General features: G+C 33.2%; 23 protein-coding genes and 1 tRNA gene. 13 read left to right on the forward strand and 11 right to left on the reverse strand.

Annotation, left to right across the window (positions count from 1 at the left end):
- The first annotated feature begins 1 nt into the window (after position 1).
- From pitA to A9G37_RS06720, 10 genes are all read left to right on the forward strand, one after another.
- On the forward strand, positions 2–1,516 hold the full coding sequence (pitA, locus tag A9G37_RS06675) for an inorganic phosphate transporter PitA (protein WP_034914116.1): 1,515 nt from the start codon (positions 2–4) through the stop codon (positions 1,514–1,516).
- 65 nt (positions 1,517–1,581) lie between these two features.
- Positions 1,582–2,022 carry a universal stress protein UspA gene (gene uspA / locus A9G37_RS06680; RefSeq protein WP_034914111.1) on the forward strand — a complete coding sequence of 147 codons (441 nt, stop codon included), beginning with the start codon at positions 1,582–1,584 and terminating at the stop codon, positions 2,020–2,022.
- A 181-nt stretch (positions 2,023–2,203) separates the two neighbouring features.
- Entirely contained in the window at positions 2,204–2,959 is a 756-nt protein-coding gene (locus tag A9G37_RS06685) for an SDR family NAD(P)-dependent oxidoreductase (protein ID WP_065575005.1), read from the forward strand.
- A 132-nt stretch (positions 2,960–3,091) separates the two neighbouring features.
- On the forward strand, positions 3,092–3,427 hold the full coding sequence (locus A9G37_RS06690) for a hypothetical protein (protein WP_081297686.1): 336 nt from the start codon (positions 3,092–3,094) through the stop codon (positions 3,425–3,427).
- A gap of 348 nt (positions 3,428–3,775) precedes the next feature.
- Positions 3,776–6,232: a bifunctional aspartate kinase/homoserine dehydrogenase I gene (gene thrA / locus A9G37_RS06695; RefSeq protein ID WP_065575006.1), complete on the forward strand. Its 2,457-nt coding sequence runs from the start codon at positions 3,776–3,778 to the stop codon at positions 6,230–6,232.
- Entirely contained in the window at positions 6,233–7,171 is a 939-nt protein-coding gene (gene thrB, locus A9G37_RS06700; protein ID WP_065575007.1) for a homoserine kinase, read from the forward strand. It begins immediately after the preceding gene.
- 110 nt (positions 7,172–7,281) lie between these two features.
- Positions 7,282–8,571 (forward strand): threonine synthase, encoded by a 1,290-nt coding sequence (thrC, locus tag A9G37_RS06705; protein WP_065575008.1) that lies wholly within the window; start codon positions 7,282–7,284, stop codon positions 8,569–8,571.
- 218 nt (positions 8,572–8,789) lie between these two features.
- Positions 8,790–9,242, forward strand: a complete 453-nt coding sequence (nrdR, locus tag A9G37_RS06710) for a transcriptional regulator NrdR (protein ID WP_065560389.1) — start codon at positions 8,790–8,792, stop codon at positions 9,240–9,242.
- Between the two features lie 8 nt (positions 9,243–9,250).
- Entirely contained in the window at positions 9,251–10,381 is a 1,131-nt protein-coding gene (ribD, locus tag A9G37_RS06715) for a bifunctional diaminohydroxyphosphoribosylaminopyrimidine deaminase/5-amino-6-(5-phosphoribosylamino)uracil reductase RibD (protein ID WP_065575009.1), read from the forward strand.
- Positions 10,382–10,442: 61 nt separating this feature from the next.
- Positions 10,443–10,889: a hypothetical protein gene (locus A9G37_RS06720; protein ID WP_065575010.1), complete on the forward strand. Its 447-nt coding sequence runs from the start codon at positions 10,443–10,445 to the stop codon at positions 10,887–10,889.
- A gap of 130 nt (positions 10,890–11,019) precedes the next feature.
- Here A9G37_RS06720 and A9G37_RS06725 read toward each other — a convergent pair whose 3' ends face one another.
- The gene (locus A9G37_RS06725; RefSeq protein WP_034914078.1) at positions 11,020–11,778 is read right to left on the reverse strand and encodes a M48 family metallopeptidase; all 759 of its coding nucleotides are present in this window, start codon (positions 11,776–11,778) and stop codon (positions 11,020–11,022) included.
- Positions 11,779–11,930: 152 nt separating this feature from the next.
- Here A9G37_RS06725 and queA point away from each other — a divergent pair, with 152 nt between their 5' ends.
- Positions 11,931–12,971: a tRNA preQ1(34) S-adenosylmethionine ribosyltransferase-isomerase QueA gene (gene queA, locus A9G37_RS06730; protein ID WP_034914073.1), complete on the forward strand. Its 1,041-nt coding sequence runs from the start codon at positions 11,931–11,933 to the stop codon at positions 12,969–12,971.
- A gap of 79 nt (positions 12,972–13,050) precedes the next feature.
- Here the strand turns inward: queA and A9G37_RS06735 are convergent, their stop codons facing one another.
- Positions 13,051–13,725, reverse strand: coding sequence for a M48 family metalloprotease (locus A9G37_RS06735; RefSeq protein ID WP_034914069.1), 675 nt, complete (start codon positions 13,723–13,725; stop codon positions 13,051–13,053).
- A 137-nt stretch (positions 13,726–13,862) separates the two neighbouring features.
- On the opposite strand from A9G37_RS06735, the gene tgt reads away from it, so the two are divergent.
- Together tgt and A9G37_RS06745 are read left to right on the forward strand one after the other, a co-directional pair.
- The gene (gene tgt / locus A9G37_RS06740; protein ID WP_034914066.1) at positions 13,863–14,999 is read left to right on the forward strand and encodes a tRNA guanosine(34) transglycosylase Tgt; all 1,137 of its coding nucleotides are present in this window, start codon (positions 13,863–13,865) and stop codon (positions 14,997–14,999) included.
- 72 nt (positions 15,000–15,071) lie between these two features.
- Positions 15,072–15,148 (forward strand) — tRNA-Pro (locus tag A9G37_RS06745).
- 284 nt (positions 15,149–15,432) lie between these two features.
- Here the strand turns inward: A9G37_RS06745 and A9G37_RS06750 are convergent.
- The 9 genes from A9G37_RS06750 to A9G37_RS06790 all read right to left on the reverse strand — a co-directional run.
- Positions 15,433–15,984: a hypothetical protein gene (locus A9G37_RS06750; protein WP_065575011.1), complete on the reverse strand. Its 552-nt coding sequence runs from the start codon at positions 15,982–15,984 to the stop codon at positions 15,433–15,435.
- 1 nt (position 15,985) lies between these two features.
- Positions 15,986–16,402 (reverse strand): hypothetical protein, encoded by a 417-nt coding sequence (locus A9G37_RS06755; RefSeq protein ID WP_065575012.1) that lies wholly within the window; start codon positions 16,400–16,402, stop codon positions 15,986–15,988.
- Positions 16,403–16,428: 26 nt separating this feature from the next.
- Positions 16,429–16,665 (reverse strand): DUF4190 domain-containing protein, encoded by a 237-nt coding sequence (locus A9G37_RS06760; protein ID WP_255306870.1) that lies wholly within the window; start codon positions 16,663–16,665, stop codon positions 16,429–16,431.
- Positions 16,666–17,333: 668 nt separating this feature from the next.
- Positions 17,334–17,585: a hypothetical protein gene (locus A9G37_RS13055; protein ID WP_065575014.1), complete on the reverse strand. Its 252-nt coding sequence runs from the start codon at positions 17,583–17,585 to the stop codon at positions 17,334–17,336.
- Positions 17,564–17,878 carry a hypothetical protein gene (locus tag A9G37_RS13060; RefSeq protein WP_065575015.1) on the reverse strand — a complete coding sequence of 105 codons (315 nt, stop codon included), beginning with the start codon at positions 17,876–17,878 and terminating at the stop codon, positions 17,564–17,566. The genes A9G37_RS13055 and A9G37_RS13060 overlap by 22 nt, the downstream gene beginning before the upstream one ends.
- Before the next feature lie 3 nt (positions 17,879–17,881).
- Positions 17,882–18,181 (reverse strand): hypothetical protein, encoded by a 300-nt coding sequence (locus A9G37_RS06775; RefSeq protein ID WP_218059334.1) that lies wholly within the window; start codon positions 18,179–18,181, stop codon positions 17,882–17,884.
- A gap of 108 nt (positions 18,182–18,289) precedes the next feature.
- On the reverse strand, positions 18,290–18,589 hold the full coding sequence (locus tag A9G37_RS06780; protein WP_065575016.1) for a hypothetical protein: 300 nt from the start codon (positions 18,587–18,589) through the stop codon (positions 18,290–18,292).
- Positions 18,590–18,691: 102 nt separating this feature from the next.
- A complete protein-coding gene (locus A9G37_RS06785) occupies positions 18,692–19,735 on the reverse strand; it encodes a hypothetical protein (protein WP_065575017.1) in 1,044 nt (347 codons plus the stop codon).
- 75 nt (positions 19,736–19,810) lie between these two features.
- Positions 19,811–20,716, reverse strand: a 906-nt coding sequence (locus tag A9G37_RS06790; RefSeq protein WP_065575018.1) for an IS30 family transposase, incomplete at its 5' end; no start/stop codon positions are given.

Below are 20,716 nucleotides of genomic sequence, written 5' to 3' on the forward strand. Positions count from 1 at the left end.
TATGTTTCATCTATTTGCTGATTTAGAATTTTCAACCATTATATTATTAGTCTTAGCTTTACTTTTTGTACTCTTTTATGAGGCTATTAATGGATTTCATGATACTGCTAATGCTGTTGCCACTGTTATTTATACAAGGGCATTGAAAGAACAGCTTGCCGTTTTTATGGCCGGAGTATTTAATTTCTTTGGCGTACTACTTGGTGGGCTTAGTGTGGCTTATGCCATTGTGCATTTGTTACCAACTGATTTATTACTTAATGTAAGCTCTACTCATGGGCTTGCTATGGTATTTTCTATTTTATTTGCAGCAATCATTTGGAATTTAGGTACTTGGTTTGTTGGTATTCCTGCATCAAGTTCACATACTTTAATTGGTTCTATTATTGGCGTAGCACTTGCAAATGCATTGGTTATGGATACATCAATTATTGACGCACTTAATATTCCTAAGATGATTCAAATCTTTTTATCCTTGATTGTTTCACCAATAGTTGGTCTTGTTATTGCTGGATTAATGATCTTTTGTCTGCGTAAGTATTGGACACGTAAAGGACAAAGTAAAAAGAGCAGTAAAAAAAGAGAACGTATCTTTATGACTCCAGAGCAGCGAGAAAAACTTTATGGTAAGAAAAAGCCACCTTTTTGGATCCGAATAATGCTTATTATTTCTGCTGCAGGTGTGAGTTTTTCTCATGGTGCTAATGATGGACAAAAAGGTATTGGTTTATTAATGTTAGTATTGATGGGTATCGCTCCTGCTGGCTTTATTGTTAATATGAATGCGTCCACCTATGATATTACTAACACTCGTAATGCTATTGATAATATTCGAGAGTACTTTGTTACTCACAATGATGATCTAACTACGATAATAGGTAAACAACCTGCATTAGATACAAGTATTCCAGAAGGCGATTTGAATAAGTATCATTGTGACTATTCACATTCATTTATCACACTGGGTATTGCTCATAATTTATTTAATAAAATCAATAATTATGAATCACTCACAGTTGAACAACGTTCACAAGCTAGACGCATATTATTATGTTTATCGGATACTGTTTCGCATGTTGCTAAACAAGCTAATGTGACAGCAGAGGAAAAACAATATCTGAAATCTTTGAATAACGATTTACTTAAAACTGTTGAATATGCGCCGATTTGGATCATTATTTCGGTAGCTTCAGCGCTAGCAATTGGAACAATGATAGGATGGCGTCGTGTAGCTATTACTATTGGTGAAAAAATCGGTAAAAAAGGAATGACTTACGCACAGGGTGTGTCGGCACAAATCACTACGGCTTTATCAATTGGGATTGCAAGTTATACTGGTATGCCTGTTTCAACAACTCAAGTTCTTTCTTCATCTGTGGCAGGTACAATGATTGTTGATGGTGGTGGCGTTCAAAGTAAGACCATTAAAAATATTGCATTAACTTGGATTTTAACACTTCCAATTTCAATTTTGTTATCTGGGTCACTTTTTTGGCTTGCTCAAAAATTGATTTAGTAGTAAAAAGAGAGTATCAATTTTGTAGTTTTATCTGACCGTTAAATTGGAAGGAGTAATGTATCATGGCTTATAAACACATATTAGTTGCAGTAGATTTATCACCTGAAAGTGAAGTTCTTGTCGAAAAAGCAGTTTCTATGGCTAGGCCATATAATGCTCAAATATCTTTGATTCATGTTGGTATTAATTATTCTGATCTTTATACTGGTTTAGTTGATATTAATATGAATGATATGAAAGACCGAATTACTGAAGATGCGCATATTGCATTAAATAAACTAGCCAATGATGCGGGATATCCTATAGCTCATACTCTTTCTGGGAATGGTGAATTTGACCAAGTATTAATCGAAGCAATTCATGAATATGGCGCTGATCTTGTCGTGTGTGGTCATCATCAGGACTTTTGGAGTAAGTTAATGTCTTCTGCTCGTCAACTTATCAATAATACACATATTGATACATTAATTGTTCCGCTAAAAGATGAAGAACCAGCTAAATGAAGTATTAAATATCAACCCGCTTAATTAGCGGGTTTTTTTATAGATATTAGATAGTTTTTTGTAAAAAACTTTCAGGTAACTATGTGTTTCAGTATATTTTTATTTACTACTTTTTGTTTGTGCATATAGTCGTTTATCGAAATATACTCCAATTTTAACTTAGTTTATAAGGGGATTTAATATGAATATAGCTTTGGTTACTGGTGCATCCTCTGGATTTGGGCAAGCTATCTGCCGTAAGCTTATAGCAGATGGTTATAAAGTTGTAGGCGTAGCTAGACGTGCAGATAAACTACAAAACCTTGCAGATGAATTAGGTGCTAATTTCTTTTCATTACCATTAGATATAACTAAAAAAGATGCAGTAAGTACTATTTTATTGCAACTACCAAATGAATTTAAGCCCATAGATATTTTAATAAATAATGCAGGTCTAGCATTAGGTTTAGAACCTGCTTATGAAACAGATTATAACGATTGGGAAATAATGATTGAAACTAATATTATTGGGCTAGTAAATCTAACTCGACAAATATTACCAGAAATGGTTGAGCGCAATTTTGGTTATATTATTAATCTTGGATCTGTGGCTGGTACTTATGCTTATAAAGGCGGAAATGTTTATGGTGCATCTAAAGCTTTTGTTAAACAATTTAGTGCTAATTTGCGTACCGATTTATTAGGGAAAAAGGTTAGAGTTACTAATATCGAACCGGGATTATGTGGTGGTACAGAGTTTTCAAATGTTCGCTTTCATGGTGATAACCAGAAAGCAGCACAGGTTTATCAAGGTGTTGAATTTATTACTCCTGAAGATATAGCCAATACTGTCTCTTGGTTAATTAATACACCGAATCATTTTAATGTCAATTCAATTGAAATAATGCCAGTTGCACAAGCATCGGCAGGATTGTCTGTTTGTAAAGAGGCCAAATAAGATAACTTTTTTATTAATTTTTTTCTGTTGATTTTTATTAGAAATTAAAAAAATTTGTTTGGCAAACAAAATAGACTTGCACTTATGCTAATGGGTTGTTATTCTTTCTTCTTGTGATTTTGAATGAGGTTTATGGCAATGACATTTTCTGAAGTAACGAAAATATTTGCAACGAGCTTGCCTGGTACTGATAGTTATGTAAAGCTAAGAAAGGCAATGAGAGCACTAATTCAAGAAGATCCAAAAAATGCATCGGTTTATTTTTTGATTTTTGGATTTGCTCGTACATATGTTATGTTATATGAAGATCAAGAAGTATCGCCGCAATTTGCCGAAGATAATAAAAAGCTAATGTTATCGTATCTTAATATTTTAGATGAAGCATTAAAAAAACAAGATGAAAAGTGCATATATCAAGCATTGAATAAAGTTGTTAATGAATACGAAAATAGCAAAAAGGTTTTTTAAAATTATAGCCTGACATGAAAATGTCGGGCTGTTTTGTTTTTAGTTTAATTAAATATTTCTTAGGAAAAATCATGATAATTTTAGTTAGTATGACAGGAATTATTAACACCTTAGGTACTATTATGCGATCTAGGGCGGGTTGATTTTTTCAATAAATATTAAAAAACCCGCTCCTTAAAGGCGGGTTTTTATTTTGCATGGAAATAAAGTAGTTAATCTGTGCAAAAAAAATTAAAAATAGAATTAGCATGATAAGACTACAAGATTTTTGATACCTATAAATAAGTTCTAAAAACTATAATTATAGATAGTAATGGGCATAAACTAAGATAATAAGTAAGGTGTGATATGAAAGTTTTAAAATTTGGAGGAACATCTGTTGCTAACGCAGAACGCTTTTTGCGAGTTGCAGAAATTATTAAAAATAATGCAAAACAAGAGCAAACCGCCACTGTTTTATCGGCACCTGCTAAAATTACCAACCATTTAGTTGCTATGGTTGAAAAAACAGTTGCTGGGCAAGATATCAAAAGTAACATTTATGATGCTGAAAAGATATTTGCAGATCTATTAGCAGGTCTTGCAAAAGCTCACCCTAATTTTGCTTATGAAGAGATGAAGCATTTTGCTCTTAATGAATTAAAGCATGTTAAGCAATTACTTGAAGGTATCTGCTTACTCGGTCAATGTCCTGATAGTATCAATGCATCAATTATTTGTCGTGGAGAAAAGCTATCAATTGCTATTATGCAAGAACTTCTCAAAGCAAGAGGCCATACGATCACGGTAATAGATCCTGTTGCTATGCTTATTGCAGAAGGTGGTTATTTAGAATCGACTGTTAATATACCTGAATCGACTCATCGAATTGCTGAAATGCACATTCCACAAGACAATTTTATTCTAATGCCCGGTTTTACCGCCGGTAATGAAAAAGGTGAATTAGTTGTGCTTGGACGAAATGGTTCTGATTATTCTGCAGCCGTATTAGCAGCTTGTTTAAGAGCAAATAGCTGTGAAATATGGACCGATGTTGATGGAGTTTATACTTGTGATCCCCGTATTGTACCAGATGCCAAATTACTAAAAACAATGTCTTATCAAGAGGCGATGGAACTTTCATATTTTGGAGCAAAAGTGCTTCATCCAAGAACTATTTTACCTATTGCCCAATTTCAGATTCCTTGTTTAATCAAAAATACAAATAATCCTGATGCGCCAGGCACATTAATTGGTGCTAATATTGTTGACTCAACCACACCTGTAAAAGGTATTACCAATTTAAATAACATGGCAATGATCAATGTTTCAGGTCCTGGATTAAAAGGTATGGTTGGTATGTCGGCACGTGTTTTTTCTGCGATGTCTTATGCTGGCATTTCAGTTGTACTTATTACTCAATCATCATCTGAATACAGCATTAGTTTCTGTGTGCCACAAACAGAACTTTATCGTGCAGAAGAAGCTTTAAGTGATGAATTTTTATTAGAATTAAAAGATGGATTACTTGAACCTATCGAAGTAAGCGAAAGGCTTGCTATTATCTCTGTAGTGGGCGATGGTATGCGTACTTTACGAGGTTTATCAGCTAATTTCTTTACAGCATTAGCCAGAGCTAATATTAATATTGTTGCTATAGCACAAGGTTCATCTGAACGCTCAATTTCAGTTGTAGTTGATAATGATGTTGCTGTAATGGGCGTTCGTGTTGCGCATCAGATGTTATTTGGTACTGATAAAATGCTTGATGTCTTTGTTATTGGTGTTGGTGGGGTCGGTGGTGCGCTTGTCGACCAAATTGGACGTCAACAGAAATGGCTTAAAAACAAACAGATTGATTTGCGAGTATGTGGTTTGTTTAACTCTAAACACAGCATAACCAATAGAGACGGTATTGATCTTAGTAATTGGCGTGATCAAATCAAACAGAGTGATACTAAATATTCATTAGATAGTATTATTGAGTTTGCCAAATCTAATCGATTACTTAATCCGATTCTCGTTGATTGTACTTCTAGTAGCGAAGTATCTGACAAATACGCTGATTTTTTAGCTAATGGCTTTCATGTCGTTACACCAAATAAAAAAGCAAATACTAGCTCAATGGCCTACTATTTACGCTTACGCCAAGAAGCTGCAAAAAGTAAGCGTAAATTCCAATATGATACCAATGTAGGGGCTGGGTTACCGGTAATTGAAAATCTTCAAAATCTACTTAATGCAGGTGATGAGTTAATCAAGTTTTCGGGAATTCTATCTGGATCGCTTTCTTTTATATTTGGTAAACTTGATGAAGGCATGTCACTGTCTGAAGCAACTAAATTGGCTAAAGAGAAAGGTTTTACTGAACCTGATCCTCGAGACGATCTATCTGGAACCGATGTAGCTAGAAAGTTACTTATTTTAGCTAGAGAATCAGGTTTACAATTAGAATTGGATCAAATCAATGTCGAATCCGTATTACCTCCTGAATATGCACAAGGTAGCATTGATGATTTCATGACCAAATTACCGCAGTTAGATGCACATTTTAAAGCAAAATCTGAACAAGCAGCAAAAGGAGGTAAAGTTCTACGTTATGTGGGTAGCATAGAAAACCATCAATGCAGTGTTAGAATTGAAGCTGTCGATAGTGAAGATCCTCTTTATAAAGTCAAAAATGGCGAAAATGCCTTAGCTTTTTATACTCGTTATTATCAACCTATTCCTCTTGTATTACGTGGTTATGGTGCTGGTAATGATGTTACTGCAGCAGGTGTTTTTGCTGATATTTTACGTACAACATCAGGTAAAATCGGAGGTTAAATGAGTCATAAATCTTTAACTGTTTATGCGCCTGCATCAATGGCTAACATTAGCGTTGGTTTTGATATATTGGGCGCAGCAATTAGCCCGATTAGTGGCGCTATGCTTGGTGACTGTATTACAGTTAAATCTGCTAACGAATTTTCCCTTACTAGCAAAGGCCAATTTGTCAAAAAGCTACCACGTGATCCAAAATGTAATATTGTATTTCAATGTTGGCAGCGATTTTGTCAAGCAATGGGTAAAACTTTACCTGTTAGTATGACTCTTGAAAAAAATATGCCAATTGGCTCTGGTTTAGGTTCAAGTGCGTGCTCAGTAGTTGGTGCATTGGTTGCATTAAATGAGTTTTTTGATAAACCTTTTAATGAATTTGAAATGTTATCCATGATGGGAGAACTTGAAGGTCGTATTTCGGGCAGTGTGCATTATGATAATGTTGCGCCATGCTATTTAGGTGGGATGCAACTTATTCTTAATGAGATGGGTATTATTAGTGAGTCGATTCCGCATTTTGATGATTGGTATTGGGTGATGGCTTATCCAGGAATAAAGGTATCAACGGCTGAAGCACGTGCAATTTTACCTTCTCAATATCAAAGGTCTGATTGTGTAGCACATGGTCGCTATGTGGGGGGATTTTTGCATGCTTGTTATACCAAACAACCTAAGCTGGCTGCCACAATGCTTTTTGATAATATTGCTGAGCCTTATCGTAAACAATTATTACCTAATTTTGATGAAACTCAAAAACGGGTTAAGCAACTTGGTGTTTTGTCATCGGGGATTTCAGGTTCAGGGCCAACAATGTTTGTGATTGCAGATAAACTTGAAACAGCTCAGCAAATTGAATTATTACTTAAAAAATATTATTTGCAAAATGATGAAGGTTTCACTCATATTTGTAAAATTGATACTCAAGGAACAAGAGTTATTTAATGTTTACTATAAAAAGTAGAGTTAAATATAACAAAAATGCCAACTATTATTGAACAAGTTGATATTACGAAGAGTGAAATATTACAGCATAAAGATAACCGGAAAATATTATGAAATTATATAACTTAAAAGATCATTCCCAGCAAGTTAGCTTTGCACAAGCAGTTCAACAAGGATTAGGAAGAGGACAAGGTTTATTCTTTCCTCAACAATTACCTAAATTTTCATCATCCGAAGTTGAGTCGTTATTAAAACTTGATTTCATTACTCGAAGTGCCAAAATCTTATCTGCTTTTATTGGTGATGAGATTAGCTGTGATGATATGCATAGACTTGTTAAAAATGCATTTCAATTCCCTGCTCCAGTAACTTCTGTGGAAGCAGATATTGGTTCATTAGAACTATATCATGGACCAACATTAGCATTTAAAGATTTTGGTGGACGCTTTATGGCGCAAGCTTTAGTGCAAGTTGCTGCTGACAAAAAAATTACTATTTTGACTGCTACTTCTGGCGATACTGGTGCGGCTGTTGCTCATGCGTTTTATCATTTACCAAATATTCGCGTCGTGATTTTATACCCAGAAGGTAAAATTAGTCCATTACAAGAAAAGTTATTTTGTACTTTAGGTGATAATATACATACAATTGCTATCCAAAGTGACTTTGATGCGTGTCAAGCCTTAGTTAAAAAAGCATTTGATGATGAAGATTTGAAAAAAACAATAGGTTTAAACTCCGCTAACTCAATTAATATTAGCCGATTATTAGCACAAATCTGTTACTATTTTGAAGCTTTTGCACAACTCACATCAACCCAACGTGAACAGTTGGTTATTTCTGTGCCGAGTGGCAATTTTGGTGACTTAACTGCAGGTCTACTTGCGAAAACAATGGGATTACCTATTAAACGCTTTATTGCCGCAACGAATGCCAATGATACAGTACCTCGTTATTTAGAAACCGGTAAGTGGGAACCTCACGCAACCATTGCAACATTATCGAATGCAATGGATGTAAGCCAACCAAATAACTGGCCACGTATCGAAGAGATTTATAAGCGTGAGGGATGGGATCTTAAATCACTCGGTCATGCTACTGTTTCGGATGAAGTTGCTAAGCAAACTGTTTGTGAACTTGATCAAAAAGGTTACTTATCTGAACCTCATGGTGCAATTGCTTATCGAGCACTGCGTGATCAGTTACAAGAGGGTGAATATGGACTATTTTTAGGTACGGCACATCCTGCTAAATTTAAAGAAGTGGTTGAAGATATTTTAGGTAAATCAGTTCCATTGCCTAAAGAGTTAGCAGAGCGAGCTGATATGACGTTACTTTCTCATTGTATGCCTGATGATTTTGCTAAATTAAGAGATTTTCTCATTAAATTAAATTGGTAAGTGTTTTATGCCACCAAATAGGTGGCTATTTTTTGAATGTTTGGTGAATCTTCATCATCATATATTTTAATACTATCAATGATAAAACTAACATTTGAGGTGAATAAACCATACCTATTTTTCTAGTATAGTGATTAACCTCACAACAATTAGACCCTTGTTTAAATCAAAATTTTCAGATATTGTAATGATTATTTTGTTGCCATAAGGATACATTTATGCACTGTCCTTTTTGTAATGCAGATGATACAAAGGTGATTGATTCACGTCTTGTTGGTGAAGGATTTCAAGTCCGACGTAGACGGCAATGTGTTGAATGTAATGAAAGATTTACTACATTTGAAGTTGCTGAATTAATTATGCCTAATGTCATTAAAAGCAATAAAGTTCGCGAACCATTCAATGAAGATAAATTACGTAATGGTATGAAAAGGGCTCTTGAAAAACGTCCAGTGAGTTTTGATGCCATTGAAGATGCGATTACACGTATAAAATCTAAACTAAGAGCAACAGGTGAACGTGAAGTCCCAGCAAAATTAATTGGTGACTATGTGATTGAAGAACTTAAAAATCTAGATAAAATTGCTTATATTCGTTTTGCTTCGGTTTATTTTAGTTTTGACGATATCGAACAATTTAGTAATGAAATTGCTAAGTTACAACAAAAATAATCAACAATATGACTGCAATTTGCAATAAAGATCACTTCTATATGCAACAAGCCATTGATTTGGCTAAGCTTGGTCGTTTTACAACAACACCAAATCCTAATGTTGGCTGTGTCATTGTTAAAGATGATCAAATAATTGGCAAAGGTTATCACCAAAAAGCTGGTGAGCCTCATGCCGAAGTTCATGCACTAAAAATGGCTGGTGATGAGGCAATCGGCGCAACAGCTTATGTGACATTAGAGCCTTGTAGTCATTTTGGTCGAACACCTCCTTGTGCTGATGCGCTTATTAAAGCTGGCATCATTCGTGTAGTAATTGCGATGCAAGATCCTAACCCTAATGTTGCAGGTAATGGTATTAAACGCTTAAAAGAAGCAGGAATAGATGTCACCATTGGCGTTTTAACTGAGCAAGCAGAAGCTATTAATAAAGGCTTTTTAAAACTCATGCGAACAGGTTTGCCTTATATTCAACTTAAACTAGCCGCCTCATTAGATGGTAAAATTGCCATGGCATCTGGTGAAAGCAAATGGATAACATCAAATAAGGCAAGAGAAGATGTGCAACAGTTCCGAGCTCAAGCAAGCTGTATTTTAAGTACTCGTGCGACTGTGCAAGCTGATAATGCAAGTTTAACAGTTAGATATAACGAATTACCTGATGAAATAAAAAAAATCTACCTACCGGAAAAAATTCGGCAACCTATTCGTGTAATTATTGACAGTCAAGATCAGCTAATAGGTACTGAAAATATTTTCAATCAGCCAGGTGAAACATGGGTAGTACGAAAAAAAGATAGCCTTATTGCAAAACAAAATACCAAATTAATTATAGAATCATCTAGTTGTAAACAAATAGATTTATCTAAATTGTTTGCATTATTAGCCGAAAAACAAATAAATTCGGTTTGGGTTGAAGCTGGTGCTCATCTGGCTGGAGCTCTAATAGAACTAGATTTAGTGGATGAATTAATTATTTATTATGCACCAAAATTACTTGGTCATAATGCGTTAGATATGTGTATATTGCCAAATCTGCAAAAGCTTTCATTAGCACCACAATTTCAATTTGAATCGGTTGCTATGGTGGGCGATGATCTTCGACTTATTTTAAAAAGAAAATTACTTGCAACTTTGTAAAGGGTTAATAACTTTTTTCAGTAACATTCAAAACTAAAAATTTAATAGTAAGTTAGCCGGTATGTATCAAATAACAAGATTCGCCACACTTGATATCGATCTTTTTTTTAATTTAGATGAGTATCGTATTATCGAAGACTTCTGTTATGGTGATATTTCAGGAATAGGAAAAGTCTGTGGTTATCAAATTCTCTTTTTTTATATTTCGGATAATGTTGAGGCATTATCAATTGATGAAGTTATAGACAACACTTTCTTATGTGATAAAGCAAATCAAATTTTAGATTTTCTTGGTTTTGACTTTAAAATTGGTCAGTCGTTTAAGTTAACCAATCAGTTTAATTATAGATTTAAAGATCATATCTATGAAGATCACGTGCGTTATTATTATGTTTTCGATAACATTTTTATTACTTTAGGTATTAATTTGGAAGGGATTTTGGTTTCATTTGAAATGGTTAACAATCAATGTATTATCAATAATCGCCTTGAAATTTTTAGATCTTAGCATTGTCTTTAAATTTTATTTAAAACATTACTACCATTTAACTATTTAAGGGATGGTTACACTTAACTTATTTATTGGTAACAAATAAAAAAGCGCCATTAATAGCGCTTTTGATTAAAAATTACTGTGCTTATTTTTTAAGTTCAGCGATTTTTTTACGAATATTGTTAGCACGATCTGTTGAAGATGGATGGCTACTTAAGATTGAAGCGTCACCGCCACCTAATTTATCAAATGCAGTTGCAAGACCTACTGGATTAATTTTTTTCTTAACTAAGAAATCGAAAGAATAGTTATCCGCATCTTGTTCTTGTTTTTGTGAAAATTGAGAATTAATCACTGCTGATGCTAACGCACCTAAGCTAGATTTTGATAAAGAAGCAATTTTTGCATTACCAGAAGCAGCTGCTGCATCACGTGCTATTTCAGTTGCATAAGCAACTTGTATTGCTTTTTTACTATGACCTAAAGCTACGTGACCTAATTCGTGACCTAAAACACCTTGAATTTCGTTATCAGTCATCATATCCATTAAACCACTATATACACGAACACAACCATTAGCCATTGCCCATGCGTTGACATCTTTTGTAATGTATACTTTATAGTTAATTGGTGTTCCGTTTAGATTATTACCAAGTGTTTTAGCGATTTTATTTAATCGTTTAGTATAAGCGCTTTTTGCTGGAGCAATTTTTGATTGAGCATCCATTTCAGCGCATGATTGTTGACTTAATGCTTTAACATCATTATCACTTAGAGTAGCAGCTTGCAAACTTTTCATGCCAAGACTAGTTAAGTCATCTGCGCTCATATTTTTACAACCAGCGAGTGACATTGCAGCAACTAAAGGTAGTGCAACTAACAATGTTTTTTGATGTTTATTCATACTCTTTTCCTTATATTAATATAAATGTCAAATGCCTAATTTCTTTAGACAATTGAAATTTTAACGTAACTTTTATAATAATCAACAAATAATTGCTTGATTAGACAATATCAGGGCTTTAGACTAATGCTTCATTTTTGAGGAACACGATTATGCAACTATCCGATTTTGATTTTTATCTTCCTAAAGAGCTAATTGCCAAACATCCTTCAAAAAACAGAAGTGCATGCCGACTTTTATCTCTTGATAGCCATACAGGTAAAGTTGAAGATAATGTATTTACTGATATTATCGATAAAATCAATCCGGGTGATTTACTTATTTTCAACAATACTAAAGTTATTCCTGCTCGCTTATATGGAAAAAAAGCTTCAGGTGGAAAAATTGAAATATTAATTGAAAGAATATTAGATAATAACCGAGCCTTAGCGCATATTAGAGCTTCAAAATCACCCAAAGCAGGTACTGAACTAATATTAGGTGAAAATGACCCTATTAAGGTTACCATGCTAACACGCCACGATGCTTTATTTGAATTGCAATTTCCTGACGATGTGCTTAGTGTTTTAAATAAGATAGGTCATATTCCATTACCGCCATATATTGATCGCCCAGATAATGAACAAGATCGTGAAGTTTATCAAACAGTGTATAGTAAAGTACCAGGAGCCGTTGCTGCACCCACGGCGGGTCTTCATTTCGATAAACCTTTATTAGAAAAACTAAAACAGAAAGGCGTTGAAATGGCATTTGTCACTCTACATGTTGGAGCAGGAACATTCCAACCAGTTAGGGTTGAAAACATTGAAACCCATATTATGCACTCTGAATATGCTGAAGTGCCAGAAACTGTTGTGGAAGCGGTGTTAGCATGTAAAGCACGAAACAAAAAAGTTATCGCTGTGGGAACAACTTCTGTTCGAGCTTTAGAAAGTGCAGCACAAAAAACAGGAAAAATAGCCTCTTTTTTTGCCGATACCCAAATTTTTATTTATCCGGGGTATCAATTTAAGGTCATTGATTCACTCATAACTAATTTTCATTTACCTGAATCAACTTTGATTATGCTTGTTTCTGCCTTTGCTGGTTACGAAAACACCATGAAAGCTTACCAACATGCTGTTAAAGAAAACTATCGATTTTTTAGTTATGGTGATGCTATGTTTATTACAGCGGAAAGTAATAAATATTAAAAAATATCAAATAAATAGCCAATGTAATTTAGCTAGGTTCAAACTTTATTGGCAATATTAAGCTTATCTATATAAATACTTATTTATTGCCTAATTTATCTAAAATACGATCAATACGTTTTGTATTTGATGGATGCGATGTTTTTGTTTCTGAATGAATCGGCATTTTTTTTAACATAGTTACAAGCCCGATAGGGTTAATATTACTGCTCATTAATAATTCTAAGGCATAATGATCGGCTTCAAACTCATATTGTTGAGCAATCTCTTCTTTAATAAGAACTACTACCTCTTTATTAGTTATCCCAACATAAGGGGCTAGTTTAAATGATTTTATAGCATGCTTAAGCGCAATATGAGCTTGTTCATGAGCTAAAACTGCCTGTAATTCATTATCATTTAATAATTTTATTAACCCACTGTTTATGCGAATACAACCATTAGCAGTTGCCCATGCATTAGGATCAGTATTTAAATAAACTTTGTAATTTACTTCAATATCATTAATCTTTTTAGGCAACGTTGAAGTTAGTTTTTCAAGTTTTTGGGTAAGCCAACTACTTTCATTAGCAATAACAGATCGCTTATCTGAGTCAGCACACGCTTGTGCCCCAATAACCTCGATGTCTTGTTCAGATAAATGTTTAATTTTGTCTGATGTAATAATTAGCGCAACTTCATTATTGAAGTTTTGACAACCAACTAATAAACTAATTGAAAAACATAATATTAAAAATAAATTAATATGCTTCAAATGTCTTAAATCCTTTCAAATATTGTTTATTGATGACTAGCACGATAAACTAACACAGAAAATTAATGATACGGTGACGTATTATAACAATAATTTGCGCCAAACTGTTTATTTGGTCGCAAGAGGTTAACAAAAAAATGAAATTTGAACTAGACAATACCGATGGGCTTGCTCGTCGAGGACGTATGAAATTCGATCGTCGTGGAGTTGAATATACCGTTGAAACACCAGCATTTATGCCTGTTGGTACTTATGGCACGGTAAAAGGTATGACCCCTGAAGAGGTTACTGCAACTGGAGCTCAAATATTACTAGGCAATACATTCCATTTATGGTTAAGGCCTGGACAAGAAATCATGCGAAAACATGGTGATTTACATGATTTTATGCAGTGGCATGGTCCAATTTTGACCGATTCGGGAGGGTTTCAAGTCTTTAGTTTAGGTGATATCCGCAAAATCAAAGAGGAAGGTGTCTATTTCCGTAATCCAATTAATGGTGATTCGATTTTCTTATCACCTGAGGTTTCAATGGAAATTCAATATGATCTTGGTTCTGATATTGTAATGATTTTTGATGAATGTGCCCCGTTTCCTGCTGATTGGGATTATGTCAAAAAATCAATGGAAATGTCTTTACGTTGGGCTAAACGTAGCCGAAAGCGTTTTGATGAATTAGGCAACAAAAATGCACTCTTTGGTATTGTGCAAGGCGGAATACATCAAGAATTACGTGATATCTCAATTAAAGGATTGACCGAAATAGGCTTTGATGGCTACGCTGTTGGTGGATTAGCTGTTGGAGAGCCTAAAGCTGATATGCATCGCATTTTGGAGGGTACTTGCCCACAATTACCAGCCGATAAACCTCGTTACCTAATGGGCGTGGGTAAACCTGAAGATTTAGTTGAAGGTGTACGTCGAGGTATTGATATGTTTGACTGTGTGATGCCAACCCGTAATGCACGTAATGGTCACTTATTTGTCACAAATGGGGTGATTAAAATTCGTAATGCAAAATATAAAGACGACACTACTCCGCTTGATCCTCATTGTGATTGTTATACTTGCAAAAATTATACTAAATCATATCTTCATCATTTAGATAAGTGCGGTGAGATTTTAGGTGCACGTTTAAATACCATCCACAATTTACGTTATTATCAACGCTTAATGGCTGAAATTCGTGAGGCTGTTGCGAATAAACGTTACGAAGATTTTGTCATTGAATTTTATCAACGAATTGGTAAAACACCAGCACCTTTATCGAAATAAGGACATAGCAGATATAAATTTTTATCGTAGGTATTGACACTTTTTAGGAAGCGCAGTATTATGCGCTTCCAACGGCGAGTAGCGCAGCTTGGTAGCGCAACTGGTTTGGGACCAGTGGGTCGGAGGTTCGAATCCTCTCTCGCCGACCATTTTCCCTTTCAAAACCCTTTTTTAACATCATTAATACTCTAAAAAATAACATAATTGCGTTATTTAATAAAAATAAAAAATTAAAGATAACTTATTGTAAAATAGGTGATTTTTTGTTTTATCAGAAGTGAAATTATTAAAGTATGTAATTTAAAAGAAAAAGAGTATTTATTAAATAAGCTTAAAATTAATGAAGAATATGATATACAACATATACAAAATAAAAAGGTAAAACTCCCAACAACTTTATAAAAAATAGGGAACTCCCTCTTTTTATTATTACTTATAAACCAATTATTTTCACTCTTGAATTAAAGAGACCGCAATTGTCATAAATTTCTTTATCTTTTGAGTGACATGAACTTTTTGTTTTTTCTGCATCTACCTTCATGTCTTCATTTATATCACTTGAAATTTTATAATATACTTTATTAGTGTTAAAGTTAAATAAATAATTAAAATCATTATCAAGAATATTTTGATCATATGATGATTTTTTACCAACAATTTTCACTTTTACTTTTAAACCACCCATAAAATATGAATCACAAGTTAAATTAATTGAATCGTCAGATAATATTACTTTATTTATTTCTTCTTTTGAAACTGAGCAACTTTTTAATGCACGATCAATTATAAAAGATGGTTCTTGATTGTTACGAATTGAATAAGTATGATACTGGTAGAATTTGTTATTTTTAAAATCATAAACTGTAACCCATTCTTTTTGATCTTTTATTGCTTCTTTAGCAAATTTTACAAAATCATCATCACCACAACCAACCAACATCATGCTTAAAACACTAATACAAAAAAAACTAATTATTTTTTTCATTTTATTGCCCTACTCTCGTTGTATTATTTATTTTGTGATTAGCCTCTGAGAAAGAGTATTTATACACTGTTTTTGTATTATTATTATTAAAAAGAATTGTTAATTGTTTAAATAGACCATCAGAATCGCTTTTATTATAAAAAATTGAAACGAATGGAATAGTAGCTAATGTAAAATCGTATTTGCTATAAGCATAATGGTATGACCAAACTTCCTTACTTCCATCAAAATATGTATTTACAGGATCTCCAAATGTTTCTCTGATCTGATTTTGAGTTGTTTTTCCTTCTTTTATTTTCGTTCTAATAGTTTCTTTTGTTTCATTTTTTAAAATTGTCTGCCCATTTTCAGCGTTAGTCACACACCCAGACAATAAAAAACCTGTGGCTAATACAATGCTAATAAGTAATTTATTCATTCTTAATTCCTTATAACATTTATTAATTAATGCATAAATGATAGTAATGTACTACCAACAACAATTAAAAATAAAATCCAAATAGCAATACCAATAATTCCGCAAATAATTCCTGCTTTAGCAAACCCTAAACCGTCTTTTTGATTGTTTATTACATCATTTTTACCTATCACACCTAGTACTATTGCTATAATCCCGACAACTATGTTAAACCCAGCCATCGGAAGTATTATTGAAATAATACCGCATACCATTGATGATATTGATAAATAACTTGTTGCTTTTTTTTTGTTGTTCCATTTTTATCTCCATAAAAATTTATTAAATGTAAAGTAAAGGTTAAGTTAAAAAGATTGACTATTGTATTATGATAGTTTTTATCTATCTCAATAAACCTTACTGATCGTTGTAATCTTTCAAAAATTTTTAAAAAGTAACAAGTTAAGTTAATTGCGTGTTTAATTTATATATTTTAATTAATCAATGGGATGGGCGAATGATATATAATGTTTTTCAATAATAAGGATAATGTGGATAATTACATTAGTTAGTTTTCTTATTTTTTCCATTTACAAAAAAGCATATTAACATCAGCAGGTACGTTTATTTTTGATTTTGTTATTAATTTTATTTTAATTAGCGTTGTAGCATTTTTTTCTAAAAAGATTAAAAATAATTTAAAAAAGAACAAGCCAAATACTAATGCTAATGCAACAACTTAAAATGGATGAACAAAAACTAAGAAGAATGGTAGCTAGCTGGCTAACAGCATAAAAATGCAGGAGGATTTAGGTAAATTAACGGGTTTTATGAATAAACAGGTAATTGAAACTGCATTAAATGAAGAATTGACCGAGCATCCGTCACCTTTAACTTTAAAATACACAAAATTTAGGAAGAGGGTGTTTATAGCTTAAGTTTTAAATTAACACTAAAAATAAGAATAAGGTTTAGGTATACGGCGTTTTTTCGGCGTTTTCTTTTTATATGCTTTGGGCTGCCATTGAGAATAATCCGTGACATAAAGTTCATTAAGTTTTAAATCATAGGGGATGTCTTTTATATTGTCAGCGATTTCATCGTAAGGTGAAGGTAGTGTGAAAGATAGACCATAATCATCATCAACAATCAGCATGCCAGATAAGATAGCTCGAAACTTAGTTAGATAGCACAACTCTTCCATGGTAATGCCAGCATATAACTCGTTTTGATATTTATATATTTGCCTTGGTAATTTTGGTTACATCCTATTCCAATAATGTCTCCGTCAAAAGTGGTAGTGATTGTCAATGTGCCATCGTTTAACGAATAGAAGCACCATCTATTTTGCTCACCAGGTGGAGAATACAATTCACATTCTTGACATTTAACATCAAAACGTTGGTACATTTCATCCAAATAAGTGAGAATGTTATCTCCAATTTGAATGTTTCCTATTGATTTATAGCTAATAATGTTAGCATTCAATGCGATCATGACTTACCATCCTGATATTTGCCCATCGTCGTCTAATATTTTAATCTCAGTCTGACTTCTTATCCATGTAAATAACTGCGCTAAATCTTTTTCGATCCTAGGCGGATGAGCACTTATTTCAATAAAAATTTGAGTATCTTCCAAAAATAGTCTGACATCGAACAATCTACTCTTACTATTATCCCAATATGGTGAGCCTGATAAACAGTATGCGCTATTTTTAGCAATATAAGTGGGTAATGATAAAATTTCATTGGCGATATCACAGGCATTTTGCTGATACCATGTGTGATTTATAAACACTAATCTAAACTCGGCTGACATTGAGTGGTGTTATCCCTATCATAATAAGTTTTATTACTAAAACGTATGGCTAAGTATTTGATATCCATTATTCAATAACTAAAATAGTTAATCACCAGTAACACGTAATTGTTTAATATTTTTTTGTTTGAGCGTGATGATGATCCGTTGCAGTTCAGGAGTAAAATTTTCAATTTGTGACATAATTTGCGTTAAATCAGTTATCAATATTGCCAAATTGCTAGCATTAAACACAACATTAACGGTGTAATAGTCACGAATTCTTTTTAATTGTTTAAGACTTTTCCAGCAGGTTGATGTACTAAATATTTTTCCATGAAGATCTTCGCTCATGGTAAATATTTCTGATTGCTGATTGTCAAAGTTGATAATAAAATCTAGCGCCATAAATTTAAATACCTATTAGGTAATGAATAGTAAGATATTATCTTACATATTTACAAGATTACTGGATTAATATCTTTGTTTTTAGCATAATTATCAGACAGATTAGAGGCTGTTAGATAAAAAAGGTTTATTCAGTTTTTTAGCTAATTTTTCTATACATTCTCTAGCTGCGATTTTGTAATTGATTGCATTTTCATAGGATTCATTTTTATCAACATATTCTTCAAATGTTTTAAGTGCACCTAAAAAACGAGCGGCAACAATAGTAAATTCATTATTGATCCAACAAGCGAAAATTGTTGAAGCAAACCCTTCAAGATTTTTATAATAAACAATATTTTCGATTTTTTCGATATCTAAAATCAGTACATGATTTACCTGTAAACTTTTTGGTAATCGTTTAATCTCTGTCTCATCAATGTATAAAGTTCCGTTTACGGATAAATTTTCGGGCAAGGTGTTAATTTTTTGATTTTGTAAACTTAGATAACCTCCAACTGATAAATTTTCTGATAATTTATTGATTTGCGTGTGAAATAAATCTAAATTACCACCTATAGTAAGATTACGTGGCAATGTTTGAATCTCAGTATATTCAAGTTCTAAACTTCCAGAAACAGAAAGGCCTTCAGGCAGGTTTGTTAATTTAGTGCCACTTAATGCTAAATTACCATTAATAGAGAACTTTTCTGGTAAACTTGTGATATTTGTATAGCTTAAATCTAATCCCCCACCAATTGATAAATATGTTGGTAATACTTCAATTTGAGTATCGTATAAATTTAAATTTCCCTTAACTGTGATATGTTCAGGTAATGCTTTTATCTTAGTATATTGCAAAATTAAGTTACCAAGTACGGTTAAGTTATCAGATAACGATTCTATTTTTGATGAGTCTAAATCTAAATTTCCTCCACAAAAAAAAGTGTTAGGTAATGTTTTAATATCGCTGTAAGCTAAATATAAATTACCACCAACTGATAGATTATCAGGCAATGTCTGGATATGGGTATAATTTAAATTTAGATTGCCACCAATCGTTAAATTTTGAGGTAATTCTTCTATATGTGAATGAGCTAAATTTAGATGCCCACTAATTGATAAATTATTAGGAAGTGTCTTAATATTTGTATGATATAAGTCCACATTACCATTAATGGTTATTTTATTGTTTTTAATAAAATAATTTATTCCCTTTTTTTTAAGTAATATGAAAAATTCCTAGATTACACCATGAAGTGCAATTCTTCTTAGCTCCTTAGAATAAAAATCGGCAGGGCTTTTAAACTTATGCCGTTTTCTTGGGCGTGTGTTCAATAGATATTGTATTTTCTTTATCTGTTTGTCGTCAACTAATGAAATGGCCGCTGACTTTGGTATAAACTGACGTATTAAGCCATTGGTGTTTTCATTGGTACCTCTTTGCCAGCTTTTATAAGGCTCCGCAAAGTATACGGTAGTATTTAAATAATGCTCAATCGCATGATGATAATTAAATTCCATCCCATTATCAAAGGTGATGCTTTTAACCATCTTTTTAAACGGCGTTAGCAATTTTATTATCATATCTCTCGTTTCGGAGGCGGTGCGTTGATTAAGGCGTCCAATGAGTACGAGTCCAGTTTTACGCTCAACTAACGTCAACAATGCTTGCTTGTCTTTACGGCTAATTATAGTATCGCCCTCCCAATGTCCTTGCGTTTTCCGACTTTCTACATAACTTGGACGTTGTTTAATTGACCGTTTATATCGACGGTCTCCTTCTTTAATGTTCGGCGCCTTGCAATGCCGATAAGCTTTGCCTTTTCGCCTTAGATAAGGTTTGAATTGTTCATAGCGCGCTTTATTCTGATAAAGGTAGTTATAGATTGATTGGACGCTGATTTTCTTTAAACGTGCAGCAATCTGCTCTGGGCTGTAATAAAGTATGAGGTATTTTTCAACTTGACGCCATACCGAAGACTCTATTGGCTTACCATTACCGCTGTTTTTTCGCCTTTTCCTAGCGAGTGTTACCGCCTCATGTGCTCGATAGGTTTGATTAGGTTTTGAGTTTCTTTTTATCTCTCGACTTATTGTCGAAGGATGTCTATTGAGTAGCTGGGCTATCTCTTTTTTATTCTTTCC

This window comes from Gilliamella sp. GillExp13 (assembly GCF_001690815.1).
Taxonomy (GTDB): Bacteria; Pseudomonadota; Gammaproteobacteria; order Enterobacterales; family Orbaceae; genus Gilliamella; species Gilliamella bombi.

Excerpts from the sequence above, each read along its gene's own strand:
- thrC (WP_065575008.1), top strand. The coding sequence starts at position 7,282 with ATGAAATTATATAACTTAAAAGATCATTCCCAGCAAGTTAGCTTTGCA.
- ribD (WP_065575009.1), top strand. The coding sequence starts at position 9,251 with ATGACTGCAATTTGCAATAAAGATCACTTCTATATGCAACAAGCCATT.
- queA (WP_034914073.1), top strand. The coding sequence starts at position 11,931 with ATGCAACTATCCGATTTTGATTTTTATCTTCCTAAAGAGCTAATTGCC.
- thrB (WP_065575007.1), top strand. The coding sequence starts at position 6,233 with ATGAGTCATAAATCTTTAACTGTTTATGCGCCTGCATCAATGGCTAAC.
- A9G37_RS13055 (WP_065575014.1), bottom strand. The coding sequence starts at position 17,585 with ATGGAAGAGTTGTGCTATCTAACTAAGTTTCGAGCTATCTTATCTGGC.
- thrA (WP_065575006.1), top strand. The coding sequence starts at position 3,776 with ATGAAAGTTTTAAAATTTGGAGGAACATCTGTTGCTAACGCAGAACGC.
- A9G37_RS06690 (WP_081297686.1), top strand. The coding sequence starts at position 3,092 with ATGGCAATGACATTTTCTGAAGTAACGAAAATATTTGCAACGAGCTTG.
- uspA (WP_034914111.1), top strand. The coding sequence starts at position 1,582 with ATGGCTTATAAACACATATTAGTTGCAGTAGATTTATCACCTGAAAGT.
- tgt (WP_034914066.1), top strand. The coding sequence starts at position 13,863 with ATGAAATTTGAACTAGACAATACCGATGGGCTTGCTCGTCGAGGACGT.
- A9G37_RS06755 (WP_065575012.1), bottom strand. The coding sequence starts at position 16,402 with ATGAATAAATTACTTATTAGCATTGTATTAGCCACAGGTTTTTTATTG.
- nrdR (WP_065560389.1), top strand. The coding sequence starts at position 8,790 with ATGCACTGTCCTTTTTGTAATGCAGATGATACAAAGGTGATTGATTCA.
- A9G37_RS06780 (WP_065575016.1), bottom strand. The coding sequence starts at position 18,589 with ATGGCGCTAGATTTTATTATCAACTTTGACAATCAGCAATCAGAAATA.
- A9G37_RS06750 (WP_065575011.1), bottom strand. The coding sequence starts at position 15,984 with ATGAAAAAAATAATTAGTTTTTTTTGTATTAGTGTTTTAAGCATGATG.
- A9G37_RS13060 (WP_065575015.1), bottom strand. The coding sequence starts at position 17,878 with ATGATCGCATTGAATGCTAACATTATTAGCTATAAATCAATAGGAAAC.
- pitA (WP_034914116.1), top strand. The coding sequence starts at position 2 with ATGTTTCATCTATTTGCTGATTTAGAATTTTCAACCATTATATTATTA.
- A9G37_RS06685 (WP_065575005.1), top strand. The coding sequence starts at position 2,204 with ATGAATATAGCTTTGGTTACTGGTGCATCCTCTGGATTTGGGCAAGCT.
- A9G37_RS06725 (WP_034914078.1), bottom strand. The coding sequence starts at position 11,778 with ATGAATAAACATCAAAAAACATTGTTAGTTGCACTACCTTTAGTTGCT.
- A9G37_RS06720 (WP_065575010.1), top strand. The coding sequence starts at position 10,443 with ATGTATCAAATAACAAGATTCGCCACACTTGATATCGATCTTTTTTTT.